The organism is Enterovibrio gelatinilyticus (assembly GCF_028683095.1).
In the GTDB taxonomy this organism is placed as follows: Bacteria; Pseudomonadota; Gammaproteobacteria; order Enterobacterales; family Vibrionaceae; genus Enterovibrio; species Enterovibrio gelatinilyticus.
In genome coordinates, this window is sequence record NZ_JAJUBC010000004.1 from 134,325 (window position 1) to 158,802 (window position 24,478).

A 24,478-nucleotide genomic window follows, 5' to 3' on the forward strand; every position below is an offset into this window, starting at 1 on the left:
GATCACAGCGTGACCTAAATAGCCGAAAGATATAAACATCCCCGACCAAAACCTAAATGATTTAAAGTGAGCTGATACGCATATTTTTTTCGACTTGAAGATTGAGAATTGAGCCGTTAGCAATATGTTCTGTGTTTCGATGTTTAAACAAAAAAAGCCCCCCGTAATCTACGGGGGGCTTTCTGTTAGCTTAAGCTCTTTAAAAGAAGATTCTTGGCTTATTGCGCTTCACGTTGAGCAATGAAAGCTAACGCTTGTTCAATACGAGATATAACGCGAGGCTTACCAATCAGGTTCATAACAGCATCAACCGATGGTGACTGACCTTGGCCTGTCACTGCAACACGAAGTGGCATGCCGACTTTACCCATACCAAGGTCAAGTTCCGTGCAGGTATCAGCAATAACAGAATGAAGGTTATCCACCGTCCAATCATCAACTGCATTCACTTTAGTCAACGCTAACTCAAGCGCTTCCTTGGCAACAGGGCGAAGGTGTTTCTTCGCAGCACCCGCTTCGAATTCTTCAAAGTCTTGATAGAAGTAACGGCTTTGCTCTGCCAACTCAATCAAAGTGTTGCAACGCTCGCCCACCAACTTAATCACATCTGTAATTGCTGGGCCATTGGCTGTATCGATAGATTGTTGATCAAGGTGCCATTGCAAATATTTTGCAACGTACTCAGGTTCTGCCGTCTTGATATAGTGGTTGTTCAACCAAAGCAGCTTGTCAGTGTTAAATGCAGATGCTGATTTACTCACTGATTCAAGGCTAAATAGGTTAATCATTTCTTCCAAAGAGAAGATTTCTTGATCGCCATGTGACCAACCCAAACGCACTAAATAGTTCAATAACGCTTGTGGCAAGTAACCTTCATCACGATATTGCATAACGCTCACTGCACCATGGCGTTTTGAAAGTTTCGCGCCATCATCTCCCAAAATCATTGAACAATGGGCAAACTCAGGAACAGCTGCGCCAATTGCTTTATAGATATTGATTTGACGAGGCGTGTTGTTGATATGATCTTCACCACGAACTACCTGAGTGATGCCCATATCCCAATCATCGATAACAACACAGAAGTTATACGTTGGACTACCATCGGTACGACGAATAATCAGATCATCCAATTCGCTGTTTGCAATTTCGATGCGGCCACGAATTTTATCGTCAAAAACCACAGTCCCTTCTTTAGGGTTACTGAAACGAATACAGAAAGGAGAACTTTCTGTTGCTTCTGCATTTGCAGCTATCACACGTGGGTGATTTGCATCGTATCGTGGCTTAGTACCTGCGGCCATCTGCTCTTCGCGGATCTCGTCGAGAAGTTCTTTTGGCGCATAACATTTGTACGCTTTACCTTCTGCAAGTAATTGATCAACAACTTCGTTATAGCGGTCAAAGCGCTTGGTTTGGTAGTACGGCCCTTCATCCCAATCCAGACCTAGCCACTGCATTCCCTCAATGATCGCATCAATTGCTTCTTGAGTAGAACGTTCAATATCAGTGTCTTCAATACGAAGGACAAACTCTCCGCCAGTGTGTTTAGCGTAAAGCCATGAATAAAGTGCAGTGCGAGCACCGCCTACATGCAAGAAGCCTGTTGGGCTTGGTGCAAAACGTGTTTTAACCTTCATGTTAATCCTATTACGTTTGGCAAAATTTGAGTGATGCGGAGAGAGCTCCGTGTGGGCGCTATTGTAAGCGGAGTCTCACGCTTGGACAACGTTAGACTTTATAGAGAGGTACGACGCTGCAAACTTAGAAGTGTTAAACAACAAGTTAATATCAAAAAAAGATTCATATCTTATTTATTTACGAGAATTTCAAATCACTCCTAAGATTATCTTGACTCAAATCACAAAAAGTCAGGGAGATTCTGATGAAAAAACTACTACTTGGTATCGCTGTATTTGGCTTTACTTCAGCAACTAGCTTATCTGCATCAGCTAGTGGTGCATCAGCAGCAACGCAGGCTGGCCCGCTCGTTACTTGCGAATATAGCGATGGCTCTAAAAATGAAGTTCCATTACTGCTTTGTCGATACAACGACAGCGATGGGAGAATTGTCCTATAGCGCTCAGCGTCAAACGACAAAACGCAAAAGAACGCCCTAGAGCGTTCTTTTTAATAGCAACAAGCAAATACGCTCAAACAATCAAGAACGTACGTTCTTTACTGCCCACTGTAGGAACTGGCTCTGCTGTTCAGGACTCATACGTAGAAAATCTGCCTGAAGCAAAATGATAGAATTTTCAGAGGACATATTTTGAACAGGCTGAGTCAACACTTGCTTTTGTGGCACAACAGGCATGGATTCAACCGGCTTCTGAGCAATTTCTGATACTTTTCCCTCAGGAGTAAGCAAAACGATAGGCGCTGTCTGCGAAGATATTCCTAGGACAATTCCTTGCTTTTCATTAAATTTTGCAAGCTCTTTTTCGTAATCCCTCAAAAAACCAGGACTATGGGGAAGAATGTTTTGTTGAGAAGAAACGGTATTTCCCGACTGGTCAGTCAAAGAAAAAGAAGGTGATTGTTTAAAATCTTTTACTTGGGATTCTCGATCAATTTGGCGTGCAGACTCAATCAAGATATCTGTGTTTTCGGAGACAAACGTAACAACTAAAGGGTCTGATTTGAATTTCTCGAACTCTGAACCAGTAGCAATCAACTTTGAAAGACGGATAACCAATTGATTGGTTCCATTTTCCATAGAGAATTGACTCTGCCCCATCACGGACATAGGTAACTCTTCACCGTTAACAATTATTGCCTCTACATCTTTATGAAGCTTCACATTAACTGCTGCACTAGCAAAAAATGGCACTAAAGCTCCAACTACGAGTATTGTTTTCAAAACCTGTTTCATACTGCCCTCCATGAAAAACGAAAACACTTTAAAAAATGCTGCAGTCAATACTACTACATATGTATCAAAATTCAGAAGGGGATATTCACATCAGTCCATATGACAAATTATATGGCAAGCCCTGTTAGTTTAAGCATAAACAAACATAATTTTGTCCAATATGTATCAATGACATTTTCTATGTAAAACGCTAATTCAGTCTCTTGATACAAAATAAAAAGCCCTGACAATAGAGTCAGGGCTTCGACACTCAACCAAATTAATTATTCATTCTGGTATTGCTCAGGAACCTCTCCACCGCGACCTTTGCACAAAATAGGTGGCATCACAGTTGGTTCCCCATTAATGATACAAGTCCTTTCCCAAAGTGTTGGTCCAGCTTGGGTTCCACTTGCCTGAGCGACACCCATACCTGAAGCCACAACCACCGTTAACATCACAATTGTTTTTAATATGCGCATATCATTTCTCCTATTGCGTGATATTGCTCGCAATTTGAGAATAGAACAGGTTGTTTTTTTTGTGACAAAAATAAGATGACTTTTTCTTTATCCAAATCAATTGATTAATTGATGTTATCTTCAATGTGTCAAAATTGCTGACAAAAACCCACAAAAAAGCCCTCGCATAGGCGAGGGCTGTTACTATCCGTATTACTTACAGAAAGTTATAAGGAACGATAACTTGCAGACGGAAGTCTTGACGAGCCCAATCAGAATTGTCGCTCATGTCACGCTCAAGGTGAGTTGCGTGGAATCGAATCGTTGAGCCTTTCAGAGCACCATTTGGTACTGAATAGCCGATAGTACCATTAACTGCATACTCAGCATCCCAAGCAACTTTCTCTTCACTGATGTCAGAAAGTGCTACACCAGCGTAAGCAAACCAACCATCACCTAGGTCAAAGTTGAAGCGGTTATACCAAGCGATCTGGCTGTCTTGGTTCCAATCTGAAAGTGCATCCCACCACTGCTGCCAAGTACCGTTGTTCGAACCATAGGCGCGAACTGTACGAGGAGAGAACTCAGCTGAGTTTTTGGTGTGAGTGTAACGTACTTGAGAATCCCACTTCACATCACCCAATGGCATTGCGAACTGAATACCGTGGTGAGCACCTAGGCCATCATAAGTAGATTTGTCATTTACAGCGTAGATGCCGTAACCCAGGCTCCAACCATCTGCTGCGTAGTTAAACTTAGCAGTGTAAGAAGTTGAAGAATCATCAGAGCCACCGTTAGTTAGGTTTGCTTGACCAACACCTAGATCAACAGACACATCACTTACTGCGCCAACTAAACCAACTGAGTGCAAGAAATCAAATGCTTGTTTACCTTGAGGGGTTCTCTCTACAGTTTCCCACCAAGAAGCAGTATGCTGGTCAGCAAAGCCATAACCTAGTGTCCAACCACTTAGATCAACAAATGCTTTACCGCCGCGATAAGTACCAGGGACGAAAGACCAAACGTTACCGATGGTACCTACACCCATTTGTGTTAGACCAACATCACCACGAACAGTGCCGTTATTGAACTTAAGCGCTACTTTGGTTGCTTTGAACGTACCAGCAGTCTCTTGAGAACCCCAGCCGTCACACAATACGATTTCAGAACAGTTACCAGTTTGGTCATAAAGCGTACCACTAAGGTAACCACCTAAATCAAGGCCCACACCTGTATCACCACTAGTTAAACCAGAAGCGAAATTTACACCAACGTTCCAATCGCTGTAATTAAATGCAGCGTTGAAACCATCACCAGTGTCAGTTTGACGGATACGAGTATCAGAAACTACAACTGTAGACAGAGATGCACCTTCAAGAAACTCATTCAGCTTCTCAACATATTGGTCACCTGCAGCACTGCCCGTAGCAGCTTGTGCTGGCATAGCTACAACACCTAGGATCGCAGCAGTCAAAGCAGAAACTTTGAACATGGTTGAACGTTTTTCCATGGAAAATAACTCCTAAAAGGGATATCTAAATGCCATCTCACTGCTTTAAAGGTTGGCCGCCGAAAGCAATGATCAGATTATTTGCATTTCTAAAACGACATAAACCTTGCCACTTTAGATTTTTAGAAACCGATTGAACTCTCCCTCAACCGATGTGTCCCAGACTACTTCCCCCAAAAAAAACATCAACGAGAACTTTATTTGTTATTAAAAAAATATGACTAGGTGCAAAGTTCCCCACCAGTTCGTGATCATGATCTCTTATTTATATAAAAACATGAACGTAGAAATATAAATTTATTATTTTCAATGAGTTGCATTACAGTCAATAGTGAGAAAATTATTGATTATAAAAACACAGCGATCAGGATCACATATAATCTTTACCGAAAAACATTCAATAATTAGTCAAATTTACACCATAATTCTCTTCGTAAATTATTAGATCTGGATCGCAAGTGATTTCTAACACATAAAAAAACGCCAGCATACGCTGGCGTTTTATCTCATCTATGAATGGTTTAATTAGCTTAAAATTAGCGCCATCATTCCATCTTCATCAAGTATATCGATGCCTAATTCTTGTGCCTTGGTGAGTTTTGAACCTGCGGCCTCACCTGCAATCAGAAGGTCAGTCTTAGCAGACACACTTCCTGTTACTTTTGCACCTAGAGCCTGAAGAGCCGCCTTGGCATCAGAGCGAGACATCTGAGAAAGCGTGCCGGTTAACACAACCACTTTGCCCTCTAAAGCGAGCGATACACTTTCATCACGGGCTGCAATTTCAGGCCAGTGAATACCAGCTTCTAGCAATGCATCGATCGCTTCTTTGTTACGCTCTTCGCTGAAGAACGACGACACATGCTTAGCAACGATGACACCAACATCTTGCACCTCGATGAGCTTGTCCTCAGTAGCTTCTCGAATCGCTTCAAGCGTGAAGAAATGGTTCGCTAAGTTAGCCGCCGTCGCTTCACCCACTTCACGAATACCCAAAGAGTAGATAAAGCGTGGCAACGTGGTTTCTTTTGCTTTATTAAGCGAGTCCACCAAGTTCTGTGCGGATTTTGGCCCCATGCGCTCTAGCATGGTGATTTTACCCGCTGACAACTTAAACAAATCCGCAGGGGCTTGGACTAGCTCTTTATCAATCAGTTGCTCAACAATCTTGTCACCCAAACCGTCTACATCTAACGCTTTACGTGATGAAAAGTGTTTGATGGCTTCTTTACGTTGCGCGCGACAAATCAAACCACCCGAACAACGCGCCACCGCTTCGCCTTCAATGCGTTCAACGTGTGAATGACACACAGGACAAGCCGCAGGGAACACAACGTCTTTTGCATCCTCAGGTCTTCTGCTCTCAACAACGTTTACGATTTGAGGAATAACATCACCAGCACGGCGAATAATCACGGTATCGCCAATTTTCACGCCTAAACGGGCAATTTCATCCGCGTTATGCAGCGTGGCATTAGATACCGTGACACCTCCGACGAAGACAGGGTCAAGTTTGGCGACAGGAGTGATTGCGCCCGTTCGCCCCACTTGGAACTCGACATCCAGTAGCGTTGTGATTTCTTCTTGAGCGGGGAATTTATACGCAATGGCCCAACGCGGCGCACGAGCAACAAAGCCCAATTGGTCTTGCGTCGCAATGGCATCGACTTTGATCACGACACCGTCGATTTCGTAAGGCAGCGCGTTGCGACGCTCCATGATATCTTGGTAGTAAGCAATCACATTTTCTAGGCCGTTCACTTTTTTCACTTCTGGACTCAGTGGAATACCCCACTGACGAAGTTGTTCTAATCGGCCAATGTGAGAATCACCAAACGCTTCAGACATAACACCAACAGAGTAGGCATAGAAGCGAAGAGGACGGGTTGCGGTAATTTTAGGGTCGAGTTGGCGAAGGCTGCCAGCCGCGGCATTTCGCGGGTTTGCGAAGGCTTTTTCACCTTTTTTTAGGTTTTTCTCATTCAGCTTATCGAAGCCATCTTTGAGCATAAACACTTCGCCGCGCACTTCTAAACGCGCAGGCCAACCTGAGCCTTGAAGCTGTAATGGTACGTTGCGAATGGTGCGAGCATTGTGAGTAATATTCTCGCCGGTTGCGCCATCACCACGAGTCGCCGCTTGAACAAGAATGCCATTTTCGTACATCAAGCTAACGGCAAGTCCATCCAATTTTGGCTCACAGCTATAGGTAAAATCTGCTGCGTTATTCAATCTGTCTTTCATGCGTTTTTCAAACGCTTTCAGTTCGTCATCGTCGAACGCATTGTCGAGCGACAGCATCGGAATTTCGTGACGAACTTGGACAAACGCACTTAATGGCTTTCCACCCACGCGTTGACTTGGAGAATCTGCAGAAGCCAATTCAGGATGCTCTGACTCTATCGCCAGCAATTGCTGCATCAAACGGTCATACTCTGCATCAGGAAGCTCTGGTTTGTCTTCTACGTAGTAAAGGTGGCCATGATAATTAAGCTGCTCTTTCAGCGCTTGCAATTGTTGTTGGATATCCGAGGTCATCAATTCAGCCCAGTCAGTCTTCTTCACTCAATCGACGAGTAAAGGATAAATAGAATAAGGCGGTAGTATAACCTCAAGCTTACGTTCGTTGCAGTCAAGCCGTGTCGAAATTCATCGTTGATGACCGAGATTCACTCATCACAATATTCTGCTCAAAGCCGCATTCATTGCTTGTTGAAAGCTGTCCTCGCCAGTAATATGAAACCGAATTTATGGGTGAGTCCTTGTATGTGCAGTTCTTGGAATAAACAACGAAGTCTATTGGGCGTTTTGCTCAGTTTGCTGCTCGTCTGTTTTTCCGCTGGTGCATCAACACCTTTTGAACAACAAACAGCCGCTGCAGATTTTTCGATCGTCGTTCTATCTCCTGCGACTTATCACCAGCAAGACAGTTCTGATTCACAAAACGACGTTCACCCCGAACATCGTGCTCCCGCAAAATCCATCGCCCCAGATTTAGCTTCCACGCTTCGAAACGGCTCTTTTCTACCCGAGCGATTGCACAATTCAGAGCCTAACTACGAACTCGTCTTCGATTTTGAACCCTCAAGCATTCCATCACGATTGCAACACGTGCACGTTTCTTCGCGTCACTGGCATGATTGGACATTAAAAGGCCCTCCGTCTTCTTTGCACCGTATATCAGGATGGAAGGAATCCAATCTGCTCTATCGGTTTATCAGCCAAGCTGACACTTCGTCTTAATTCATAACATTGAGCGTCTCGCTCACCGCTTTTGCACGTTTAAACACCATGCCTCGCGCGAACTTATCGCATGTGGAGGGTCTTTACGTGTCATGAATGAATACCAATCTGATTGGTAAAAGACAAAGTTGCTGGCCACTTGCCAGTGAGACGATTGCTATGCAGTTAAAACCAAAACGAAAGACCGTGCTGAATCATTATCCAGCATGGAAATACGTCGTCCTTATTACGACCATCATTATTATGCTTCTCAGCGCCCTCCCTTCTTGGTTTGGTGAAGAGGCGGCTGTTTTCATCAAGCATAAAGACAATGGCACCGCCCCTGTCACGCTGAAACACCAATTGGATGCTCACAGTGTCGATGTAAAACGCATTGACCAGAAAGGCAACAGCACAACTGTTGTTCTGCAAGATGCCGCTGATCAGAACAAAACCAAAAGTATCCTGACGGAGTTTTCGAACAAAGAAGACATTGTCACGCTAGGTATGGTACCAGCAGCCCCAAGTTGGTTGCTTGAAATGGGCTTTAAGCCAATCAAGCTTGGGCTAGATCTACGAGGCGGTGTGCAGTTCTTGCTGGATGTAGATATGCAGCAGGTATTCCGCTCCCACGCCGATCAAGCGGCAGAATCCGTCAAAACCTTTGCCCGCGAAAACCGCATTCGTGGCTTGCGTGTTCATCAATCAAACGCCGATGGTTTCGTGGTTAATGCGCCGTCTAACGAGGCGCAAAGTGCCATTCGACAATACCTTCGTGAGCAATACCCGCAATGGAATGTGCAAGGTGAAGGTAATTTGGGTTTGTCCGTAAGTCTTAAAGAGGCAGAAAAACAAACCCTGACTAACCTGACGGTTCAGCAAAACCTGCAAACCATGCGCAGCCGTATCGAAGAATTGGGAATCACTGAAGCTGCCGTTCAACGTCAAGGTGAACACCGTATTCGCATTGAATTACCGGGCGTTCAAGACCCAGCTGCGGCAAAAAATGTTATCGGCGCAACAGCAAGTTTGGCGTTCTATGAAGTAAAAACGTCACCCACGCCGGGCTCAATGATGATCCCTGATGACAAAGGTGCACCTGTTTATGTGAGCCGCAAACCGATTCTTTCTGGCGAACACATTGTGGATGCACGAGCAGGAATGGGCGAAATGGGCACACCAGAAGTGAACATTTCACTGGATGCCTCTGGCGGCAAAATGATGTCTGACTACTCGGCGAAACACATTGGCGACCCGATGGGCACGGCGTATAGCGAATACAGCCGCGACAGCAAAGGCAATGTCAAGCAAACCAACACCATCATCAGCATTGCAACGATTCAATCTCAGCTGGGTAACCGCTTCCGCATTACGGGTGTAGGCCAACTTGATGAAGCGCAAGATTTAGCGCTGTTGCTTCGCGCAGGCTCACTGACTGCGCCTGTCACCATTGTTGAAGAGCGAACTATCGGCCCTTCTTTGGGTGCTGAAAACATTCAAAATGGTTTCGCGGCACTGGCGCTCGGCATGGGTTTGACCTTGCTGTTCATGGCGGTGTGGTATCGCAAACTGGGTTGGGTGGCAAACCTCGCCCTGCTCATCAACATGGTGATGTTACTGGGTCTCATCGCCTTACTGCCAGGCGCGGTTCTCACACTTCCGGGTATTGCAGGACTCGTGCTCACCATCGGTATGGCGGTTGATACCAACGTACTTATCTTCGAACGAATAAAAGAAAAAATGCGGGAAGGACGAAGCTTCGCGCAATCTATCGATCTTGGCTTTAGCAGTGCGTTTGCGACCATTTTGGACTCAAACATCACCACGCTAATTTCCGCCGCGACCTTGTACGCAATCGGTAATGGTCCGATTCAGGGCTTCGCCCTCACTCTAGGGCTAGGTCTATTGACCAGCATGTTCACAGGTATTTTCGCTTCTCGCGCGGTGATTAACCTATTTTGGGGTAAAGATGCGCGCCGTGATGTGAGGGTATAACCATGATGACAATGAAAAATATGACCAAATGGCGCCATGCGGGCAGCGTGATCTCTTGTGTAGTGATGCTGATTTCTATTTTCACACTCGCCACAAAAGGCCTGAACTACGGCCTCGATTTCACTGGCGGTATGATCAGCGAAGTCAGGCTGGATAAAACACTGTCAGCAAAAGAGATCCAATCCCACTTAGAAACCGCACTGAATCAACCGGTTTCAGTGGTAGAAGCAGGTGACCCGGGTCAGTGGGTACTTCGCTATGCCGCACCTGAGACGCTAAGCGATCAACCAGAGATTAAAACGCTACTCAGTGTTTTTTCTGACAATGTAGAAATGCTTAACGTCAGCTTGGTTGGCCCACAAGTGGGGCAAGAGCTGGCAGAGCAAGGCGGGTTAGCGGTATTGATTACGCTGCTAGTTATTCTTGGCTATTTGAGTATGCGTTTTGAATGGCGACTAGCGTCAGGTGCATTGCTGGCCTTGGTTCACGACGTGGTCTTGCTGCTAGGATTCTTTTCTATCACGGGAATGGAGTTTAACCTCACCGTGTTGGCGGCGTTGCTAGCGGTATTAGGTTACTCACTCAATGACTCCATCATCATTTCAGATCGCATCCGCGAGCTGTTAAAAGCCAACGTGAGTTTGCCGATAGCTGAATTGAACAACCGCGCCATCGTTTCTACCTTGTCGCGCACCTTAATCACGTCGGGCACGACACTGATTTCGGTCGGGTCGCTTTGGTTGCTTGGGGGAGAACCGTTGTACGGATTCTCCATCACCATGTTCATCGGTATTGTTGCGGGTACTTGGTCCACCATGACCATCGCCACCATCATTCCAGAATTGACACATCTTGGCCCTCAACACTACGCTCCCGCGCCAGTGTCTGATGCGCCGTAGAGACTAATCTCGACCAAATAAAACCCCCAGTCAGGCACAATCTCTTGGGCCTGACTGCACTTCCCGCACGCCGCTTTCTGGATTTAGATTTTTTTATAAAAAAACACTGAACAAACATTCCCTATCGGCGTCAAACCGTGTTCAATACATATATCAATAATCGAGAGCTTAAAGTTTTCACATGTTGCGACAAATCAAACCCATTACACGCGCGCAGTGGGCACTTACCTTTGTATGGTGGGTGGTGTTTGTATGTTTGTCGCAAAACGCGGGCGTCTTCAATGCCTGTAGTATTAGCAACACCACGGATTCAAATCAAAGCCTCTCGTTAAACTCCAACGAAGCCCCCTCAACATTGGCCGACAATTGCCAGCTATCTGAAAACTTACTTCAATTGTCATCGCCTTCTTGGGAATCAGCCACATTGACCATGTGGGTGCTGGCTTTCGCCATCATCGCTTGGCTGTTATCGACATCTACCCTTGTTCCAAAGATCACAGAGCCCATCCCTCCAACCCGGCGATTACACCTCACGTTTTGCGTTTTTAGAGAATAAACACATCAAACACTGGCACTCGCCAGACGTTTTTATATTTGTTTTATTTTCTAGGAATATATACATGCACGTTCTAAAGACATTCTCACGCCTGTTAACATTGCTTATCGTGAGTATTACCATCGCGCTATCTGCTGTCATGACAGCTTATGCAGAAAGCCCGTCAACAGGCTGGCTAACTAACCCTAATCACCCTCCACTTAGCACCCGTATAGTGTTAACGGGCACCGCAAACCATAATGCCAATACGTTTGATGGCTTCTTAGAAGTCCAATTGAACGATGACTGGAAAACCTATTGGCGAACACCTGGTGAAGGTGGCATTGCACCAAGCTTTAATTGGCAAGAATCAGAGAACATCAAAGACATCGCATGGTACTGGCCTGCCCCTCAGCGCTTTGATTTATTGGGTATTAATACACTCGGATACAAAAACCACGCAGTTTTCCCTTTGACATTCACGGCGAAAGACATCAGCAAGCCAGTGACAATCAAGGGAACGCTCACGATATCATCATGCACAACGGTGTGTGTTCTAACAGACTACCCCATTGATTTAACCGTCAGTCCTTCGGCACTCATAGCTGACCCAAACGCCCTACATCTTTTTGCGCAAGGCATGAGCCATGTTCCAAAGCCCTCACCACTGATCCAAAGTATTTCCGTCGTGTGGGACGAGAATGCTCAGAAACTCAATGTCTCTGCTCAGAAAACAACCGGATGGAACAAGCCGGATATCCTCATTGATGGTTCATCAGAAGCTGTCACTGATACTATATTCTCTGTGCCTCACGTTCGCGTCACGGGTAACACTGTGAATGCGACGTTTGAGGCAAGCAGTTGGATGGGTACGCCAGAACTCGAAAAAGAAACGTTAAATATCACGTTCCTTGACCAAGATTTTGTCGCCGAGCACACATCCGTCGTTGAAAAAGGGCTAGTGACAAAAGCATCGAGCACATCACTTGCTTCAGCCATCCTCTTCGCACTCTTAGGCGGGTTGATTCTGAACATCATGCCGTGCGTGTTGCCCGTTATCGGCATGAAATTGAGTAGCGTGGTTTCAGCTCAAGGATTACAAAAAACACAAATACGACGCCAGTTCATTGCTTCTGCGTTGGGCATTTTGTTTTCTTTTTGGTTAATTGCGGCGCTGTTAGGCGCACTAAAACTCACAGGCAGTGCATTTGGCTGGGGCATTCAGTTCCAAAGCCCAGTGTTTATTGGCGTGATGATGGCAATCACTGCCTTGTTCGCAGCCAATATGTTAGGGCTGTTTGAAATTCGCCTGCCTGCGAGCGCCACAACGTGGTTAGCGAGCAAGGGAGACAATTCTTACGTTGGGCATTTTACCCAAGGTATGTTCGCGACACTGCTTGCAACACCCTGCTCAGCTCCTTTCCTTGGTACAGCAGTGGCGTTTGCACTCACAACCAACTACCTCATGTTGTTTGTCATTTTTACCGCATTAGCAGTTGGAATGGCATTGCCGTGGCTACTCGTCGCCACTATTCCTGCTATTGCACAACGCTTACCTAAACCCGGCCGCTGGATGAACACAGTGAAAGTGGTGTTTGGCATCATGATGCTAGCAACAAGCACCTGGCTAGCTACCCTTTTGAAAAGTCACTTGTCATTCGGAGTGGTAGCAACGCTCCTACTCATGGGTTTGGTGATCTTGTTATGGCGAACATCGTCGGTTTATGGACGTAAAATTACGGTTATCGCCAGTGCACTGGCCGTTGTTTTGCTGGTTGTTGGTTTAGTGACCGCAAGCATAACCGCGTCAACGTGGGCAACGCCGTTACCGTCAGATCATCAATGGGAAAAGCTATCTTCCACTCACATATCACAGCATGTCGCCAATGGTAAAACTGTGTTTGTCGACGTTACCGCAGACTGGTGCATAACCTGTAAAGCAAACAAGATTGGCGTACTGCTTCAAGAACCGGTTTACAGCGCACTTAACGGTGAAAACATGGTACGAATGCAAGGTGATTGGACGGCTCCAAGCGATTCCGTTACCCAGTACCTGCAAAGTCACGGTAGATATGGCGTGCCCTTTAATATCGTATATGGCCCCAATGCGCCCAGCGGGATCCCTCTACCCGTGGTCCTTTCCAAAGATGCTGTCCTCAACGCCATCGCGCTAGCACAAGGAGTGCCCAATGAGTGATAACAATACGCAGCAAGAAGCTAAGCCAAAAAGCAAGTGGAAGAGCCCTAAGTGGTGGCTGAGAGAGTTGGCGACCTTGATCGTTCTCTTCAGTGTGATGACGTTCGCGATAGATTGGTGGCGAACCCAAGATATGCCAAAAGACGCAGTACCCACCATAGCAATGAGCACACTCTCTGGCGAATCCATCGACTTCGTCACCCTGAGTCATGATGAGCCTGTTGTCCTATATTTTTGGGCGACTTGGTGTCCAGCCTGCAAATTTGTTACGCCAACTATCGACTGGCTCTCTAGTTCTTACCCTGTCGTGTCCATTGCGATGACATCGGGCGGCAACCGACGAATCCAAGCCTATCTAGATAGCCATGATCTTCAGTTTGATACCGTCAACGACGAGCAAGGTGCCATAGGGCAAACGTGGGGGATTCAAGCAACACCCACTATCGTGATTATCAAAGATGGCAAGATTGAATCTATAACAACAGGCATTACAACACCGCCGGGTATGCTAGCTCGCCTGTGGTTTTCCTAATGAGTGATGAGTACAAAATGAAAAACAATCTACTTTCGATTTTTTTGGTGATGATCGCTACCCTGACGTCCTTCAATGCAATGTCTGATACGCCATTGAATAAAGCGCAACAACAGCAATTAGATGCGATCACTGCGTTATTGGAACAAAACCCAGATCTCATTTCTGGTTTGCACCAGAGCCTGACTCAGTACATGGTGCAGCAACAAGGCGTCAAGAGCATACTCGCTGCGAATCATGAGTACCTCTATAACAACCCAAGACATACTCAGTTTGGCGCATCCGAGCCCAAATTGACCATCATTAACTTTACTGACTACAACTGCCCATTTTGCAAAAAGCTCGATCCGGTTTTGCATGACTTAGCCATAGCCTACCCACAGATAAAAGTAGTGAATATCTATGTGCCTCTTAAAGAAATGGGCTCACTACTATCTGACGTTAACTCCGCAACGTATGCATTAAACGTTTGGAACCAAAACAAAGACAAATACCTAGAGACACACAAACTGCTAATCGCTAAACCTAGCACCCACGACAGACGCTCCCTTTCTCGCATTGCTGACAAAACTGGGACCAAGGCACAGCTAAAAACGGATGACATCACTGATGCCATGACCAGTAAGAACTACCAACTTTTCAATGAATTGGGATTAAGAGGTACGCCAGCCATGATCATTGATGATCAGATTGTTCCTGGGTATGTTCCAATCGAGAAGTTGACGCCTATTATTGAATCAGCACTTAGCAAGTCTTGATAAATTAGCTTTATTTAACAATAAGTGAGAAGGGCCTCCTTCTCACTTATCCTACATCCTCGCCAACCGATAGAGCTCTACGTTGCGATGCCACTTACTCTATATGGCTCAATACGTTAAGCCATCGTTCAATAAAACCACAACCACACTCTTTTAGTGACCTGCCTTCTTCTTTAAACAGCATTTTTTCATCGTTTTGTAACAAGTCACTTTCTTTTTCGAGTCACTCTTAATATGTGCTAAACACAAATTGAAGCTCGCCAAAAAAATGACACAACCTCTAGTGCACAAACAAAAAAATACTAAAAACAACCAACACTAGAGGAAATATCATGTCACGAACTCGACACTTACCCTATGTCGCCGTGCTCACCGCAATATCGTCCGCGATGGTGTCACAATTCGCCGCCGCGCACGGTTATATGGATTACCCACCAGCACGTCAGGAAGTCTGTGACCGCGATGGCGGTTACTGGGACTCGACCAGTGGTTCAACCATTCCAAATGCCGCTTGTCGCGCCGCATTTAAAGAATCGGGCTGGTATCCGTTTGTTCAAAAACCTGAATTTGCCAAGCTGGTTTCAAACTTCAACAGCCAGGCTGCAGTAGAGGCTGCTATTCCTGATGGCACATTGTGTGCCGCGGCTGATCCTAAAAAAGCAGGTATCGACATTCCGTCATCTGAATGGCAAACCACTCCTATAGATCCCGCTGCCAATGGCAAGTTAACCCTACTCTATCGTGCATCCACACCGCATAACCCAAGCATGTGGAAAATCTATCTATCAAATGCAGGCTACAACTCAGCAACCGATGCATTGGCGTGGTCAGATTTGGATCTCATTGCCGAGTTCGACAATGTTCCTGCGGTTGTCATCAATGAAAAGAAATACTACCAAATGCAAGTCACATTACCGACAGATCGTACCGGCAACGCCGTACTGTACTCACGATGGCAACGAGATGACCCAGCAGGTGAAGGCTTCTACAACTGTAGCGACCTGAGCTTTGGTGGCGATGTTATCGCGCCAACTTGGTCAAGCATTGGTGGCTTTGTTAAATCCACAACTGATGCAACACAAGGTGATACCGTTTGGTTCCGCGTATTTGATGGTAATGGATCAGAAGCCGTGTTCGAAAAACTCGCTATCGATGCAAAGAACGATGTTGAATCTGTATGGGCTAAACAAATAGCTGACACCGTGAATGCATCGTCAAGCTCTGCGAAAATTGGAAAAATCGATCAAAATGGCGTTGTCGCATGGGACAACACCGACCTTTACGGCAACTTGGTCTTTGTTAAAAACAAAGACGCCAGTTTCCAACTTGAAGTGAAAAAGCTTGTTTCAAACACCCCGCCAGTGATCAGCTCACCTTCTGCGGTCAATGTTGATAGCGGACAAAGCGTCAGCATTTCGATTTCCGCGACAGATGCTGAAAATGATGCCATTACCTTTACGGCAAGTGCTGGCACTCTAACCGCCAACGGAAATACCGCAACAGTGTCTTACATTGCCCCTAGCACGACATCAAACCTAGTCGAAAAAATCATTGTCAGCGCCACCGATGGTAATGCGGCTTCACAAGTCACCATTACGGTAAATGTAAAAGGGTCAGGCCCAATTGGTCAAAGTGACTGGGATTCATCAAAAGTCTATGTCGCTGGTGATACGGTTCTGCACCTTGGCACGAACTACACAGCGCAATGGTGGAACAAAGGCGAAGAGCCTGGCACATCAGCCGTGTGGGCCGCAGAAAGTGGCGCCAATCAAGGTTGGAGTAAAAGCTTGGCATACTCAGGTGGTGATACCGTTGAGTACAAAGGAAAGAGCTACAAAGCGAAATGGTGGACGAAAGGCGACCTACCTACCAACGGCGGCCCATGGGGCGAAGTAAAGTAATATAATCTGAAAATAAAAGCCTTAAACGCAAAACGCCCCTAATGTTAGGGGCGTTTTTTTACGAACGTTTTTTCATTAAGCGTGAGAATGAAACTGCTTAATCTTTTCTCTATAGCTGTCTAAACGCTGTGGAGTCATCATTGAACGATTGTCATCAGTGACTAAACCACCCAATTGATCAGCCACTTGCTGAGCTGTTTGTAACATCAACTTAAAGTTCTGCTCCGCCTCGCCATAACACGGCAACGTCATAAACAGCGTAATGCCAGGTGTCGTGAAGTGGTGAATGGTCGCCAACGGGAAACTGCCGGGGTTAAACATGTTTGCGGCACTGAACAGTACCTGACCTGTTCCAGCAAGATCAGCGTGACGATGATAAATCTCCATCTCACCAAAAATCATCCCGTGTTGTTCGAGACAATTAATCAGTTCCTCACCATTGAATTCTTTATTGGCACCCGCTTGAACATTGATGATCAAAACTTGCGGCTCTGGTGCTTTAGGTGCTTCTTCCACAGGTGCGATATCATCGATATCTATCGGATCAATCGTCGTATCAACAGCGGCGTCTTCACCTGAAAGGTCAGAATCTAATACGGCTTCACGATTTGAGATAACGTCGTCATTCACCACGACATCAATCTCATCATCATGGGTTTGATAAAAATCGACGGGGGGAGACGTTTTCGATGGTTCAGTGGTCTGTGAGGCAGCCGACGTTGACTCTTCAACATCAGACGCTGAAAAGGCGGGAAGTTCCATGTCTCGCTCTTTCTCTATCTGAAGATCAGCCCCAGAATCCGACGCGAACAGAGGGTCGACCTCTGACTTATCACCAAAGCTCAAACCGGGTTCTTTACGATCAGATTTTGGCTTATCGTCATTACCAGAGCGAATCACTCGGACAGATCCAATACCATCTTGATCAAATCCAGTATTATCAGTATCTGACAACTTGCCTATTGGCTTTTCGCCAAATTTAGCAGGCTTTTCTTTTCTACTGGTCCACAGGCCATGAAGCAACAATGCTGCAATAGCCACAGCTCCCAAAATGATTAAAACAAGGCGCAATTCCTGCATCATTTAATCTCAGCATCTATCCAATTAACGACGAACGGCGTACCTATCTAAACACCTTGGTACAACCTTTGGCAATGTCGCACATACAATTTGCTGACTACTGTACCAAAAAGCGTATAAAAGTTAACGTTCATACCGCGAGAACACTGAAAAAGTCACTGTTCTTTCGAGCTTTTGACAATTCTCTGACCCAAAAATTCATCTAAATCGTAAATTGCCAATCTCATTGTGAAACCGTTAACATTATGGGAGAAACCTTGAGGAGAGACTATGACCCCCACCCAATTAGCCAAACAGCCCGCATCTGGAGCCAGTTATTTTTTGCGCGGTTTTTCGTTGGCATTTACACCCGGCGTTCGTCGCTTTGTGATTATTCCACTCTTAGTTAACTTACTGCTAATGGGAACATTGATTGGTGTGGTGCTCTCTCAACTCAGTGACTGGATAAACGAGTGGCTCGCTTATCTACCCGACATGCTGAGTTGGCTTTCTTACTTACTGTGGCCGCTACTCGCCATTGCCGCGCTTGTTATCTGTTCATATTTTTTTAGTACCGTTGCCAACTGGATTGCCGCCCCCTTCAACGGGCTTCTTGCTGAGCACTTAGAAGCCAAGCTGACAGGAAAGCGTCCTCCCGATGACGGACTTTCCGATGTGATTAAGGATCTGCCTCGTGTGTTTAAACGAGAGTGGCAAAAACTTTGGTACTACCTGCCTAAAGCTCTCGGTTTGCTGCTCCTAATGTGGATACCTGTTGTGGGTCAAACACTAGGGCCTGTACTGTGGTTCTTATTTAGTGCGTGGATGATGGGGATTCAATACTGCGACTATCCATTCGACAATCACCGCGTGTCATTTCAAAACATGAAAGCGACCTTGCGTGAACAAAAAGGCGCAACAATGAGCTTTGGCGCATTAGTCATGGTGTTCACCATGACACCTATCCTAAATCTATTCGTGATGCCAGCTGCAGTATGTGGCGCTACCGCTATGTGGGTAGATAAATATCGCGACCAGCTAGCGCGCTATTAAACACTCTTTACCAACGTCAAGGTAAACCCATTAATGTGCATTATGTTGGCGTTCATTGTGATGAACGCCAACATAGCAAGGCATTTTGACCATGAATTCGATCTTTTTTGAGAACTTCATCTGAAACCAAATCGATAACAATAAGATATAACTCACCACCAACCATCAAACCAAATTAATTCAGTAACTTACATCAATCAAAAAATCATAGTGGCGGCAAAGTGGCGGCAGATAGGCACAAAAAAACCCGCATAGGCGGGCTTTGGTGTTCTGTCTTTCCAGCGTCATTTTAATTGTCATCCACCTGACGGCAATCTTTAGGTTATCTAAAAAATTATAAGTAAGTGGATTTTGCAGGGCGATTCTATCACGCACTTTTTGCTGTGTCTTTTTTGCAATTTTGTTTTTGTGCTGCTTTTGCTGTTCGTGCCAGTGCTGGCGCGGGTTCGTCGCCTACCTTGCTGATCGTCCATGTGATCATTAGATCTTTTAAAAACATGACGTAAAACAACCACACTCTTTTATTTTCAACCACTTACACCAATCAACACACCACCACCTTGATCATTAAAACTGAAAAACAGTGAAAAAAAGCGCATTTATTGAAATTCTTGATTCGCGCCTAAGCCCCAGTAGCGGCGCGGGTTGGCGGTTTATTTTTGCGGAAACCAAAACTGAAAAAAAAATGAGATCGCGAACCCCGCGGGAGGGGAGGAGGAGTGCGGTTTACGTGGCGTAGGCGTTCACGTGTGTGGATTACGTGGCGTCTGTTTGGCGCGTGGTGATTCGCTTGGTGTTGTTGTGGTTGCGTGGCGTGGATATAAGAAAGCGCCCCGTGGCGGGGCGCTTAGGTGGCTTGCTTTACGTGGTTGCTTTGCGGTTATTTGATCGGCCAGTTGCCTGCGCTGCTTCCGCTTGATACTGCGGCTTGTGCGTTGGATGTGATTTCATCTACCACGGCGTTTGCTATGGCTTCGGCCATCTTGGCGACGAATGCGTGTTCACCCTCTGTGGTGAAGCCTTGGCCTTTTAGTTCGGTGATTATCTTTCCTTTCAAACTGCTTTTGCTGAGTGCCATTATTTACCCGCCGTTACTGTTGATGAACCGTCGCCGTGTGGCAATCCGGTGAAGTGACAAATGCACTCTTTGGTGATCACGCCTGTGCCGCCGTTCATCATGATGATGTCTGCATCTTCAGTGATTTTCTTGGCGGTGGTTGCTTTGGTCTCGCCCACTGTTTCGGTGTGGTTGCCTGTGATTTCTGCCACTCGGTTTTCTAGCACTTTGATTTTTTGCGTTAGGCATTCGAGTGTGTCGGTTTGGTCTGTCTTGCGCTCGAAGTTCCCTTTGTCGTCTACCAGTTGGTAAACGCCTTCGCGGTGCTGGTATCGGCTTTCGCCTGCGTTGATGGCGGGCAGCTTGAAGCCGAGGCCAAGCACGGTGCGAATGAATGGCTTGTCTGGTTGGCCGCGCACAAAGGCCACTTCGACGATTGCGCCAATGGCGGGCGGTTCGAGCCTTCCCGCGTGTTCGCCAATACCTGGTACTGGCAGTGGCACTGCTTGAAAGACCGGCACGTCTTTTCTTTCGACCATGTTGCCGTCTAGCAAGTGAATGTCTGCGGCGTAATGCGGGTAAAAGCGTTCGCTCAGTTCCCCGCCTTTCGGCAGTTCTGGCAGGGCGACGACTTTGGCGAGGTGTGGCAAATGCCAATCGCCTGTGAGTTCTGGGAACAGGCGAAGCACGATGCGTTTGATTGTTTTTACGTCCATGAGATCACGCTCTCTGTTCCTTTGTGTTCGACGGTTGCCAGCCTGCGGCCATTGACTAAAACACCCGGCTTGAAATGCGGGGAGCATGGCACGGTAACGGTGCGTTGTGATTGGTGCGGGTTGGTGATGTTAGAAGGCACGGAAACGGGTTTGCCTGCCCAGAAGCTGTCGCCCCAACTTCCCACGTATATTTTGCCGTCGCCTTGTTGTTGCCACATGTAATCGCGGATGCCGAACGCGGGGCCAAGTTCGTCTAACACGCGGTAGCCGTTGCCTACGGAATAGAAACAGGGGATCGCGCTTTTGGCGTATGCCTTATCTGGTACGACAAATTGCAGGCCCGTTTGTTGGGTGATGTTGCTGAGTATCTGCATCAATGTTGGGTGGCGCATTACTACGCTGATTGGGTGATACAAGACGGCTGCAGTTTCACGGCAAAACACGGTAACAAATCCAGTGTTGGCAGGTGATACGCGTTCGATGTAGCCCGTAAACACGCGGCGCAATGAATCGCCAAAGCCTAATTCGACGGCCACCATTTGGTTTGGTTCGGCATCGCCTTTGATGGTGAGTTGTGCTCGCCCCGGTGCGTTCTCGGTAAACGTCAGCGAATGAGCGCTGACGTGTTGAAGTTTGTTGCCGATATAGAATTGAATATTGAACTTCATGCGAGTGCGTCATCCAATTGTTTCAGGTATGCCATTACGCCTGTCAGTTCCACTTCGGTTTCTGGCGGTACGTCGTCAGAAGCGGTTGGCGGTGCGGTCGGTGTTTCCACGCCGCTGGCTTTTTGCTGGGCGGCAGGTTTGGCGGGTTCTCGCTTCTCTGCTCGCTCGGCCACGCTCAGGTGTTCGACCAATTCGAAAGTGACTAGCCATTGGCGCAACTGGGCGTCTTCTTGCGCGTTGATGCTGCCTTGGAATTTCACTTGGCTGATTTTGAGCGCGTCAGCCGTGTGGTTGATGATTATGTGTACCTTTCGTGCGCCTTTCTCTTTTTCGCCTGCCATGGTGTAGATGCGGTTAAGCTCTGGCGCTTGGTTAAAGGGTAAGGTGCCTGTAATGGCAAGCACCTTGGCTTTGTCGCCCGTTTCGGCTTGGTCGGTGGCGGCAGAACTGCCGGACATGTCTTGTCCGGCGAGTTGCTGACGTGCTGTGACCTTTAAGCCCTTTAGGGGGATTCTAGTGGCGGATAGGGTTAGCATTTAGTTTACACCGCATCCAGCGTTTGGACTTCTACAACAAACACTCCAGCCCCATTCCAATCCGCTGTTGTTGAAACTACAACAAAATAATTATCATGATCTGGATCACTAAAGTTAATTGTTCCGGTAAAGTCAATCGACGTATCCAAGTCTCGGCTAGCATCGATAATCACATCCATCCCTCTTAACTTATTGCCAATAGTATTTTTCACGACGGAAAATGTCGCGCTCCCTTCGGTCGCCCTAACCCCGCCTCTTTGACTGACAGTTATTTTGTAAAACTTGCTGGATTTCGGCAATCTCACAAGATCGACCAAGTTTAGGTACTTCAAACCAACTAGATTCAAGTTTGGAGTTGGATTTTCGATAATCCATACATGCGTTGACACTTTGCCATTTGGCTCAAAGAAAACGCGCCCCATGTCACCAGACATTATATTTGCCACATTGGTACCGAAGTAACATGCAATGTGGCTGTCTGTGTTGTTTACTTTTGGAAACTTAAACGCGTTCTCGCTAATGACTTCAAAGAATTCATCTCTCGCAATCACACCACCAGAAACCACCTCTACGCCGCTCTTTGTTTCTTGGTGACGGTTTCGCTCAAGAAGCAGCTGTGAACCTGCTGATACATTCAAAAACACATCTGCTTCTCCATTATCTTCAAACCATGTATCAGAAACCACGCAACTAGGATCAACAGCAACATGATAAGAGACACCGTATCGACCATTCAGCGTGATGTCTGAATTTGATGAAATCGACAACTTCTGCACATTCATGTTTACATAACAGCCATCTAGGCGGTTGCGGTGAAAATTAACTTTCTCCAATTTCATATTATTTAATGTGTATGGACGTTGAAGCGCCAAAGCATGGCGGCAACGAGACACCTCAACTCGTCGGAATAGCGCCGATTCACCCGCAGATGCGCCAACAACGTTTATACCTTCTAACCCAGTTTCAAAAAGAGATAAGTTCTCAAGAGTGGCTATTGTTGAACCGTCCCCCATCACCAACAAATTTTTAGACGAATCGTTGATGTCGTCAGGGTTGTAATTTCCATTAATGCGAAAATCGCTCAACGATACACGATTTGCTGCCAACTCTGCTGCGTCTTCTTTACCGTTGTATTGAATACCAACGCCAATAAACTTATCTGAATTTCCATTCCACTGACCGCGGCCACTACCTTTAACCACCGCGCCGTTATAATTAAAAGTCACTTTTCCTGTTGTCGGATAAAGCTTATCAAATACAAATTGAACTGAATTGCTACCGCACCAGTCAAGCGCCGCATTGATAGCAGGCGCATTATTCAATTTAACAATAGATGCACCCCAGCCCGATGGGTTCCCTGCTTTTCGCAATACTAATGTCGCTTCAGTTACAAACTCAAAACTTCCGTCTGTTGTAGTTACGACAATGCTATCAAAATCGGAATTCGACACGTCAGTTATGGTTCTTCTGGATTTAGAAAAATCATTGTGAAAACCTTTATAAAGCTTTACTGAACCGTTTTTAATTCTCAGAACGTTAACACCGCACTCAACGAAATCACGCATTTTCCCGAGTTCCAAATATGAATCCGGCTCATTAGGATAAATCGCCGATTCAGCAATTTGTTCTGCAACTGCGTTTGACATGGTGCGGGGGAGTAACGACATCTCCCCCTCCGGCCTCAAATCAACCACCGCCCCATCGGCCAACACCTCCGCAATCTTACAAACAAAGTGCGGCACGTCGCGGTTGCCTTGGGTTTGGGTGTAGTCGTCCAGTTCGTCGGGGGAAACGACTAATTGAAACTCGGTGTATTGTGCGCCGCTTGGGGTGCCTTCGCGCCAGCCGTCGAGGTAAACGAACGTTGGTTTGGCGGTGATGTTTAGCGAACGCTCGAATTCCATTTCAACGGGGCGGCCTGAAATGTAGCCACTGCCAGCAGCCACTTTGTAGCTGTTTGCGGTTGCGCCTTTCGTTACCAGAAAACCGTCTTCAACAAACCAATCTTTGCCATTCAGATCGCGGTTCATCTTCGCGCTGTCGTCGTCCATCTTCACCATGCGCGGTTCGGCGTTGTACTGCCATGATTCCGCGTTCACCGTGATGTTGGTGATTTCGGCAATGTCCTTGTACTCAAGCACAAGGTTTCGCACCATGGTGTTGCCTGCAACGCCCGGTTGGTCTGCGGTTTTTGGTGTGAGTGCGTGGTGGTCAATCGTTACCAACACATCGAACTCAGAGCAATATGCGCCCGTCCAGTTAAATTGGAATGGGCCAACATGACTTGCCAAGGTGCTGGTATAAATCACCGAGTCTTCCGACAAACGGCCACGGGTATCAATCGCGCTTTCATGCACGATAAATTCGACGGGAACGCCGTCACTTGGTTGTGGCAAATCGGGGCGATTTGGCACGTTGGCGAAAATCAGTTTGTCGATCACCAACGGTTGCTCATTGGCGTTCAAGGTTGCCAGCAGGCCTTTACCCGCAGCGGTTAAAATCTTTGAGTCGGTCATGTTAGTCAT

20 protein-coding genes are annotated in these 24,478 nt (G+C 46.5%); 9 read left to right on the top strand and 11 right to left on the bottom strand.

Annotated features, from left to right (window positions below; all coding sequences use genetic code 11):
- Nucleotides 1-218 precede the first annotated feature (218 nt).
- Nucleotides 219-1,640, bottom strand: a complete 1,422-nt coding sequence (gene gltX, locus LRP50_RS05035) for a glutamate--tRNA ligase (RefSeq protein WP_274163393.1) — start codon at nt 1,638-1,640, stop codon at nt 219-221.
- Between the two features lie 245 nt (nt 1,641-1,885).
- Here gltX and LRP50_RS05040 point away from each other — a divergent pair, with 245 nt between their 5' ends.
- Nucleotides 1,886-2,080, top strand: a complete 195-nt coding sequence (locus LRP50_RS05040) for a hypothetical protein (RefSeq protein WP_274163394.1) — start codon at nt 1,886-1,888, stop codon at nt 2,078-2,080.
- Nucleotides 2,081-2,161: 81 nt separating this feature from the next.
- Here the strand turns inward: LRP50_RS05040 and LRP50_RS05045 are convergent, their stop codons facing one another.
- From LRP50_RS05045 to ligA, 4 genes are all read right to left on the bottom strand, one after another.
- Nucleotides 2,162-2,875 (bottom strand): YccT family protein, encoded by a 714-nt coding sequence (locus LRP50_RS05045; RefSeq protein WP_274163395.1) that lies wholly within the window; start codon nt 2,873-2,875, stop codon nt 2,162-2,164.
- 263 nt (nt 2,876-3,138) lie between these two features.
- Nucleotides 3,139-3,336: a hypothetical protein gene (locus tag LRP50_RS05050; RefSeq protein WP_274163396.1), complete on the bottom strand. Its 198-nt coding sequence runs from the start codon at nt 3,334-3,336 to the stop codon at nt 3,139-3,141.
- Nucleotides 3,337-3,532: 196 nt separating this feature from the next.
- Nucleotides 3,533-4,825: a porin gene (locus tag LRP50_RS05055; protein WP_274163397.1), complete on the bottom strand. Its 1,293-nt coding sequence runs from the start codon at nt 4,823-4,825 to the stop codon at nt 3,533-3,535.
- Nucleotides 4,826-5,350: 525 nt separating this feature from the next.
- Nucleotides 5,351-7,363 (bottom strand): NAD-dependent DNA ligase LigA, encoded by a 2,013-nt coding sequence (ligA, locus tag LRP50_RS05060; protein ID WP_274163510.1) that lies wholly within the window; start codon nt 7,361-7,363, stop codon nt 5,351-5,353.
- Between the two features lie 228 nt (nt 7,364-7,591).
- Between ligA and LRP50_RS05065 the strand changes: the two genes are divergently transcribed.
- The 7 genes from LRP50_RS05065 (at nt 7,592) to LRP50_RS05095 (ending at nt 16,864) form a co-directional block, all read left to right on the top strand.
- Nucleotides 7,592-8,068, top strand: coding sequence for a hypothetical protein (locus tag LRP50_RS05065; RefSeq protein ID WP_274163398.1), 477 nt, complete (start codon nt 7,592-7,594; stop codon nt 8,066-8,068).
- 159 nt (nt 8,069-8,227) lie between these two features.
- Nucleotides 8,228-10,042 carry a protein translocase subunit SecD gene (gene secD, locus LRP50_RS05070; RefSeq protein WP_274163511.1) on the top strand — a complete coding sequence of 605 codons (1,815 nt, stop codon included), beginning with the start codon at nt 8,228-8,230 and terminating at the stop codon, nt 10,040-10,042.
- A gap of 2 nt (nt 10,043-10,044) precedes the next feature.
- Complete coding sequence (gene secF / locus LRP50_RS05075; protein ID WP_274163399.1) at nt 10,045-10,941, top strand: protein translocase subunit SecF; 897 nt, start codon at nt 10,045-10,047, stop codon at nt 10,939-10,941.
- Nucleotides 10,942-11,561: 620 nt separating this feature from the next.
- On the top strand, nt 11,562-13,673 hold the full coding sequence (locus tag LRP50_RS05080) for a protein-disulfide reductase DsbD family protein (RefSeq protein WP_274163400.1): 2,112 nt from the start codon (nt 11,562-11,564) through the stop codon (nt 13,671-13,673).
- Nucleotides 13,666-14,205, top strand: a complete 540-nt coding sequence (locus LRP50_RS05085; RefSeq protein ID WP_274163401.1) for a protein disulfide oxidoreductase — start codon at nt 13,666-13,668, stop codon at nt 14,203-14,205. The genes LRP50_RS05080 and LRP50_RS05085 overlap by 8 nt, the downstream gene beginning before the upstream one ends.
- 17 nt (nt 14,206-14,222) lie before the next feature.
- Nucleotides 14,223-14,963 (top strand): DsbA family protein, encoded by a 741-nt coding sequence (locus LRP50_RS05090; protein WP_274163402.1) that lies wholly within the window; start codon nt 14,223-14,225, stop codon nt 14,961-14,963.
- A gap of 332 nt (nt 14,964-15,295) precedes the next feature.
- The gene (locus LRP50_RS05095) at nt 15,296-16,864 is read left to right on the top strand and encodes a lytic polysaccharide monooxygenase (protein WP_274163403.1); all 1,569 of its coding nucleotides are present in this window, start codon (nt 15,296-15,298) and stop codon (nt 16,862-16,864) included.
- A gap of 75 nt (nt 16,865-16,939) precedes the next feature.
- Here LRP50_RS05095 and zipA read toward each other — a convergent pair whose 3' ends face one another.
- Complete coding sequence (zipA, locus tag LRP50_RS05100; protein WP_274163404.1) at nt 16,940-17,947, bottom strand: cell division protein ZipA; 1,008 nt, start codon at nt 17,945-17,947, stop codon at nt 16,940-16,942.
- Nucleotides 17,948-18,214: 267 nt separating this feature from the next.
- Here zipA and cysZ point away from each other — a divergent pair, with 267 nt between their 5' ends.
- Entirely contained in the window at nt 18,215-18,976 is a 762-nt protein-coding gene (gene cysZ / locus LRP50_RS05105; protein ID WP_274163405.1) for a sulfate transporter CysZ, read from the top strand.
- A gap of 880 nt (nt 18,977-19,856) precedes the next feature.
- Here the strand turns inward: cysZ and LRP50_RS05110 are convergent.
- From LRP50_RS05110 to LRP50_RS05130, 5 genes are read right to left on the bottom strand one after another with little or no spacing between them, the layout of a single operon-like run.
- Nucleotides 19,857-20,054: a hypothetical protein gene (locus LRP50_RS05110; RefSeq protein WP_274163406.1), complete on the bottom strand. Its 198-nt coding sequence runs from the start codon at nt 20,052-20,054 to the stop codon at nt 19,857-19,859.
- Complete coding sequence (locus LRP50_RS05115) at nt 20,054-20,749, bottom strand: hypothetical protein (protein WP_274163407.1); 696 nt, start codon at nt 20,747-20,749, stop codon at nt 20,054-20,056. The genes LRP50_RS05110 and LRP50_RS05115 overlap by 1 nt, the downstream gene beginning before the upstream one ends.
- Nucleotides 20,740-21,417, bottom strand: a complete 678-nt coding sequence (locus tag LRP50_RS05120; protein WP_274163408.1) for a hypothetical protein — start codon at nt 21,415-21,417, stop codon at nt 20,740-20,742. The genes LRP50_RS05115 and LRP50_RS05120 overlap by 10 nt, the downstream gene beginning before the upstream one ends.
- Nucleotides 21,414-21,953, bottom strand: coding sequence for a baseplate complex protein (locus tag LRP50_RS05125; RefSeq protein ID WP_274163409.1), 540 nt, complete (start codon nt 21,951-21,953; stop codon nt 21,414-21,416). Before LRP50_RS05125 ends, LRP50_RS05120 begins: the two co-directional genes overlap by 4 nt.
- 5 nt (nt 21,954-21,958) lie before the next feature.
- Nucleotides 21,959-24,478, bottom strand: coding sequence for a phage tail-collar fiber domain-containing protein (locus LRP50_RS05130; protein ID WP_274163410.1), 2,520 nt, complete (start codon nt 24,476-24,478; stop codon nt 21,959-21,961).

Coding starts and splice junctions, on each gene's coding strand:
- gltX (WP_274163393.1), bottom strand. CDS start 1,640: ATGAAGGTTAAAACACGTTTTGCACCAAGCCCAACAGGCTTCTTGCAT.
- LRP50_RS05040 (WP_274163394.1), top strand. CDS start 1,886: ATGAAAAAACTACTACTTGGTATCGCTGTATTTGGCTTTACTTCAGCA.
- LRP50_RS05045 (WP_274163395.1), bottom strand. CDS start 2,875: ATGAAACAGGTTTTGAAAACAATACTCGTAGTTGGAGCTTTAGTGCCA.
- LRP50_RS05050 (WP_274163396.1), bottom strand. CDS start 3,336: ATGCGCATATTAAAAACAATTGTGATGTTAACGGTGGTTGTGGCTTCA.
- LRP50_RS05055 (WP_274163397.1), bottom strand. CDS start 4,825: ATGGAAAAACGTTCAACCATGTTCAAAGTTTCTGCTTTGACTGCTGCG.
- ligA (WP_274163510.1), bottom strand. CDS start 7,363: ATGACCTCGGATATCCAACAACAATTGCAAGCGCTGAAAGAGCAGCTT.
- LRP50_RS05065 (WP_274163398.1), top strand. CDS start 7,592: ATGTGCAGTTCTTGGAATAAACAACGAAGTCTATTGGGCGTTTTGCTC.
- secD (WP_274163511.1), top strand. CDS start 8,228: ATGCAGTTAAAACCAAAACGAAAGACCGTGCTGAATCATTATCCAGCA.
- secF (WP_274163399.1), top strand. CDS start 10,045: ATGATGACAATGAAAAATATGACCAAATGGCGCCATGCGGGCAGCGTG.
- LRP50_RS05080 (WP_274163400.1), top strand. CDS start 11,562: ATGCACGTTCTAAAGACATTCTCACGCCTGTTAACATTGCTTATCGTG.
- LRP50_RS05085 (WP_274163401.1), top strand. CDS start 13,666: ATGAGTGATAACAATACGCAGCAAGAAGCTAAGCCAAAAAGCAAGTGG.
- LRP50_RS05090 (WP_274163402.1), top strand. CDS start 14,223: ATGAAAAACAATCTACTTTCGATTTTTTTGGTGATGATCGCTACCCTG.
- LRP50_RS05095 (WP_274163403.1), top strand. CDS start 15,296: ATGTCACGAACTCGACACTTACCCTATGTCGCCGTGCTCACCGCAATA.
- zipA (WP_274163404.1), bottom strand. CDS start 17,947: ATGATGCAGGAATTGCGCCTTGTTTTAATCATTTTGGGAGCTGTGGCT.
- cysZ (WP_274163405.1), top strand. CDS start 18,215: ATGACCCCCACCCAATTAGCCAAACAGCCCGCATCTGGAGCCAGTTAT.
- LRP50_RS05110 (WP_274163406.1), bottom strand. CDS start 20,054: ATGGCACTCAGCAAAAGCAGTTTGAAAGGAAAGATAATCACCGAACTA.
- LRP50_RS05115 (WP_274163407.1), bottom strand. CDS start 20,749: ATGGACGTAAAAACAATCAAACGCATCGTGCTTCGCCTGTTCCCAGAA.
- LRP50_RS05120 (WP_274163408.1), bottom strand. CDS start 21,417: ATGAAGTTCAATATTCAATTCTATATCGGCAACAAACTTCAACACGTC.
- LRP50_RS05125 (WP_274163409.1), bottom strand. CDS start 21,953: ATGCTAACCCTATCCGCCACTAGAATCCCCCTAAAGGGCTTAAAGGTC.
- LRP50_RS05130 (WP_274163410.1), bottom strand. CDS start 24,478: ATGACTAACATGACCGACTCAAAGATTTTAACCGCTGCGGGTAAAGGC.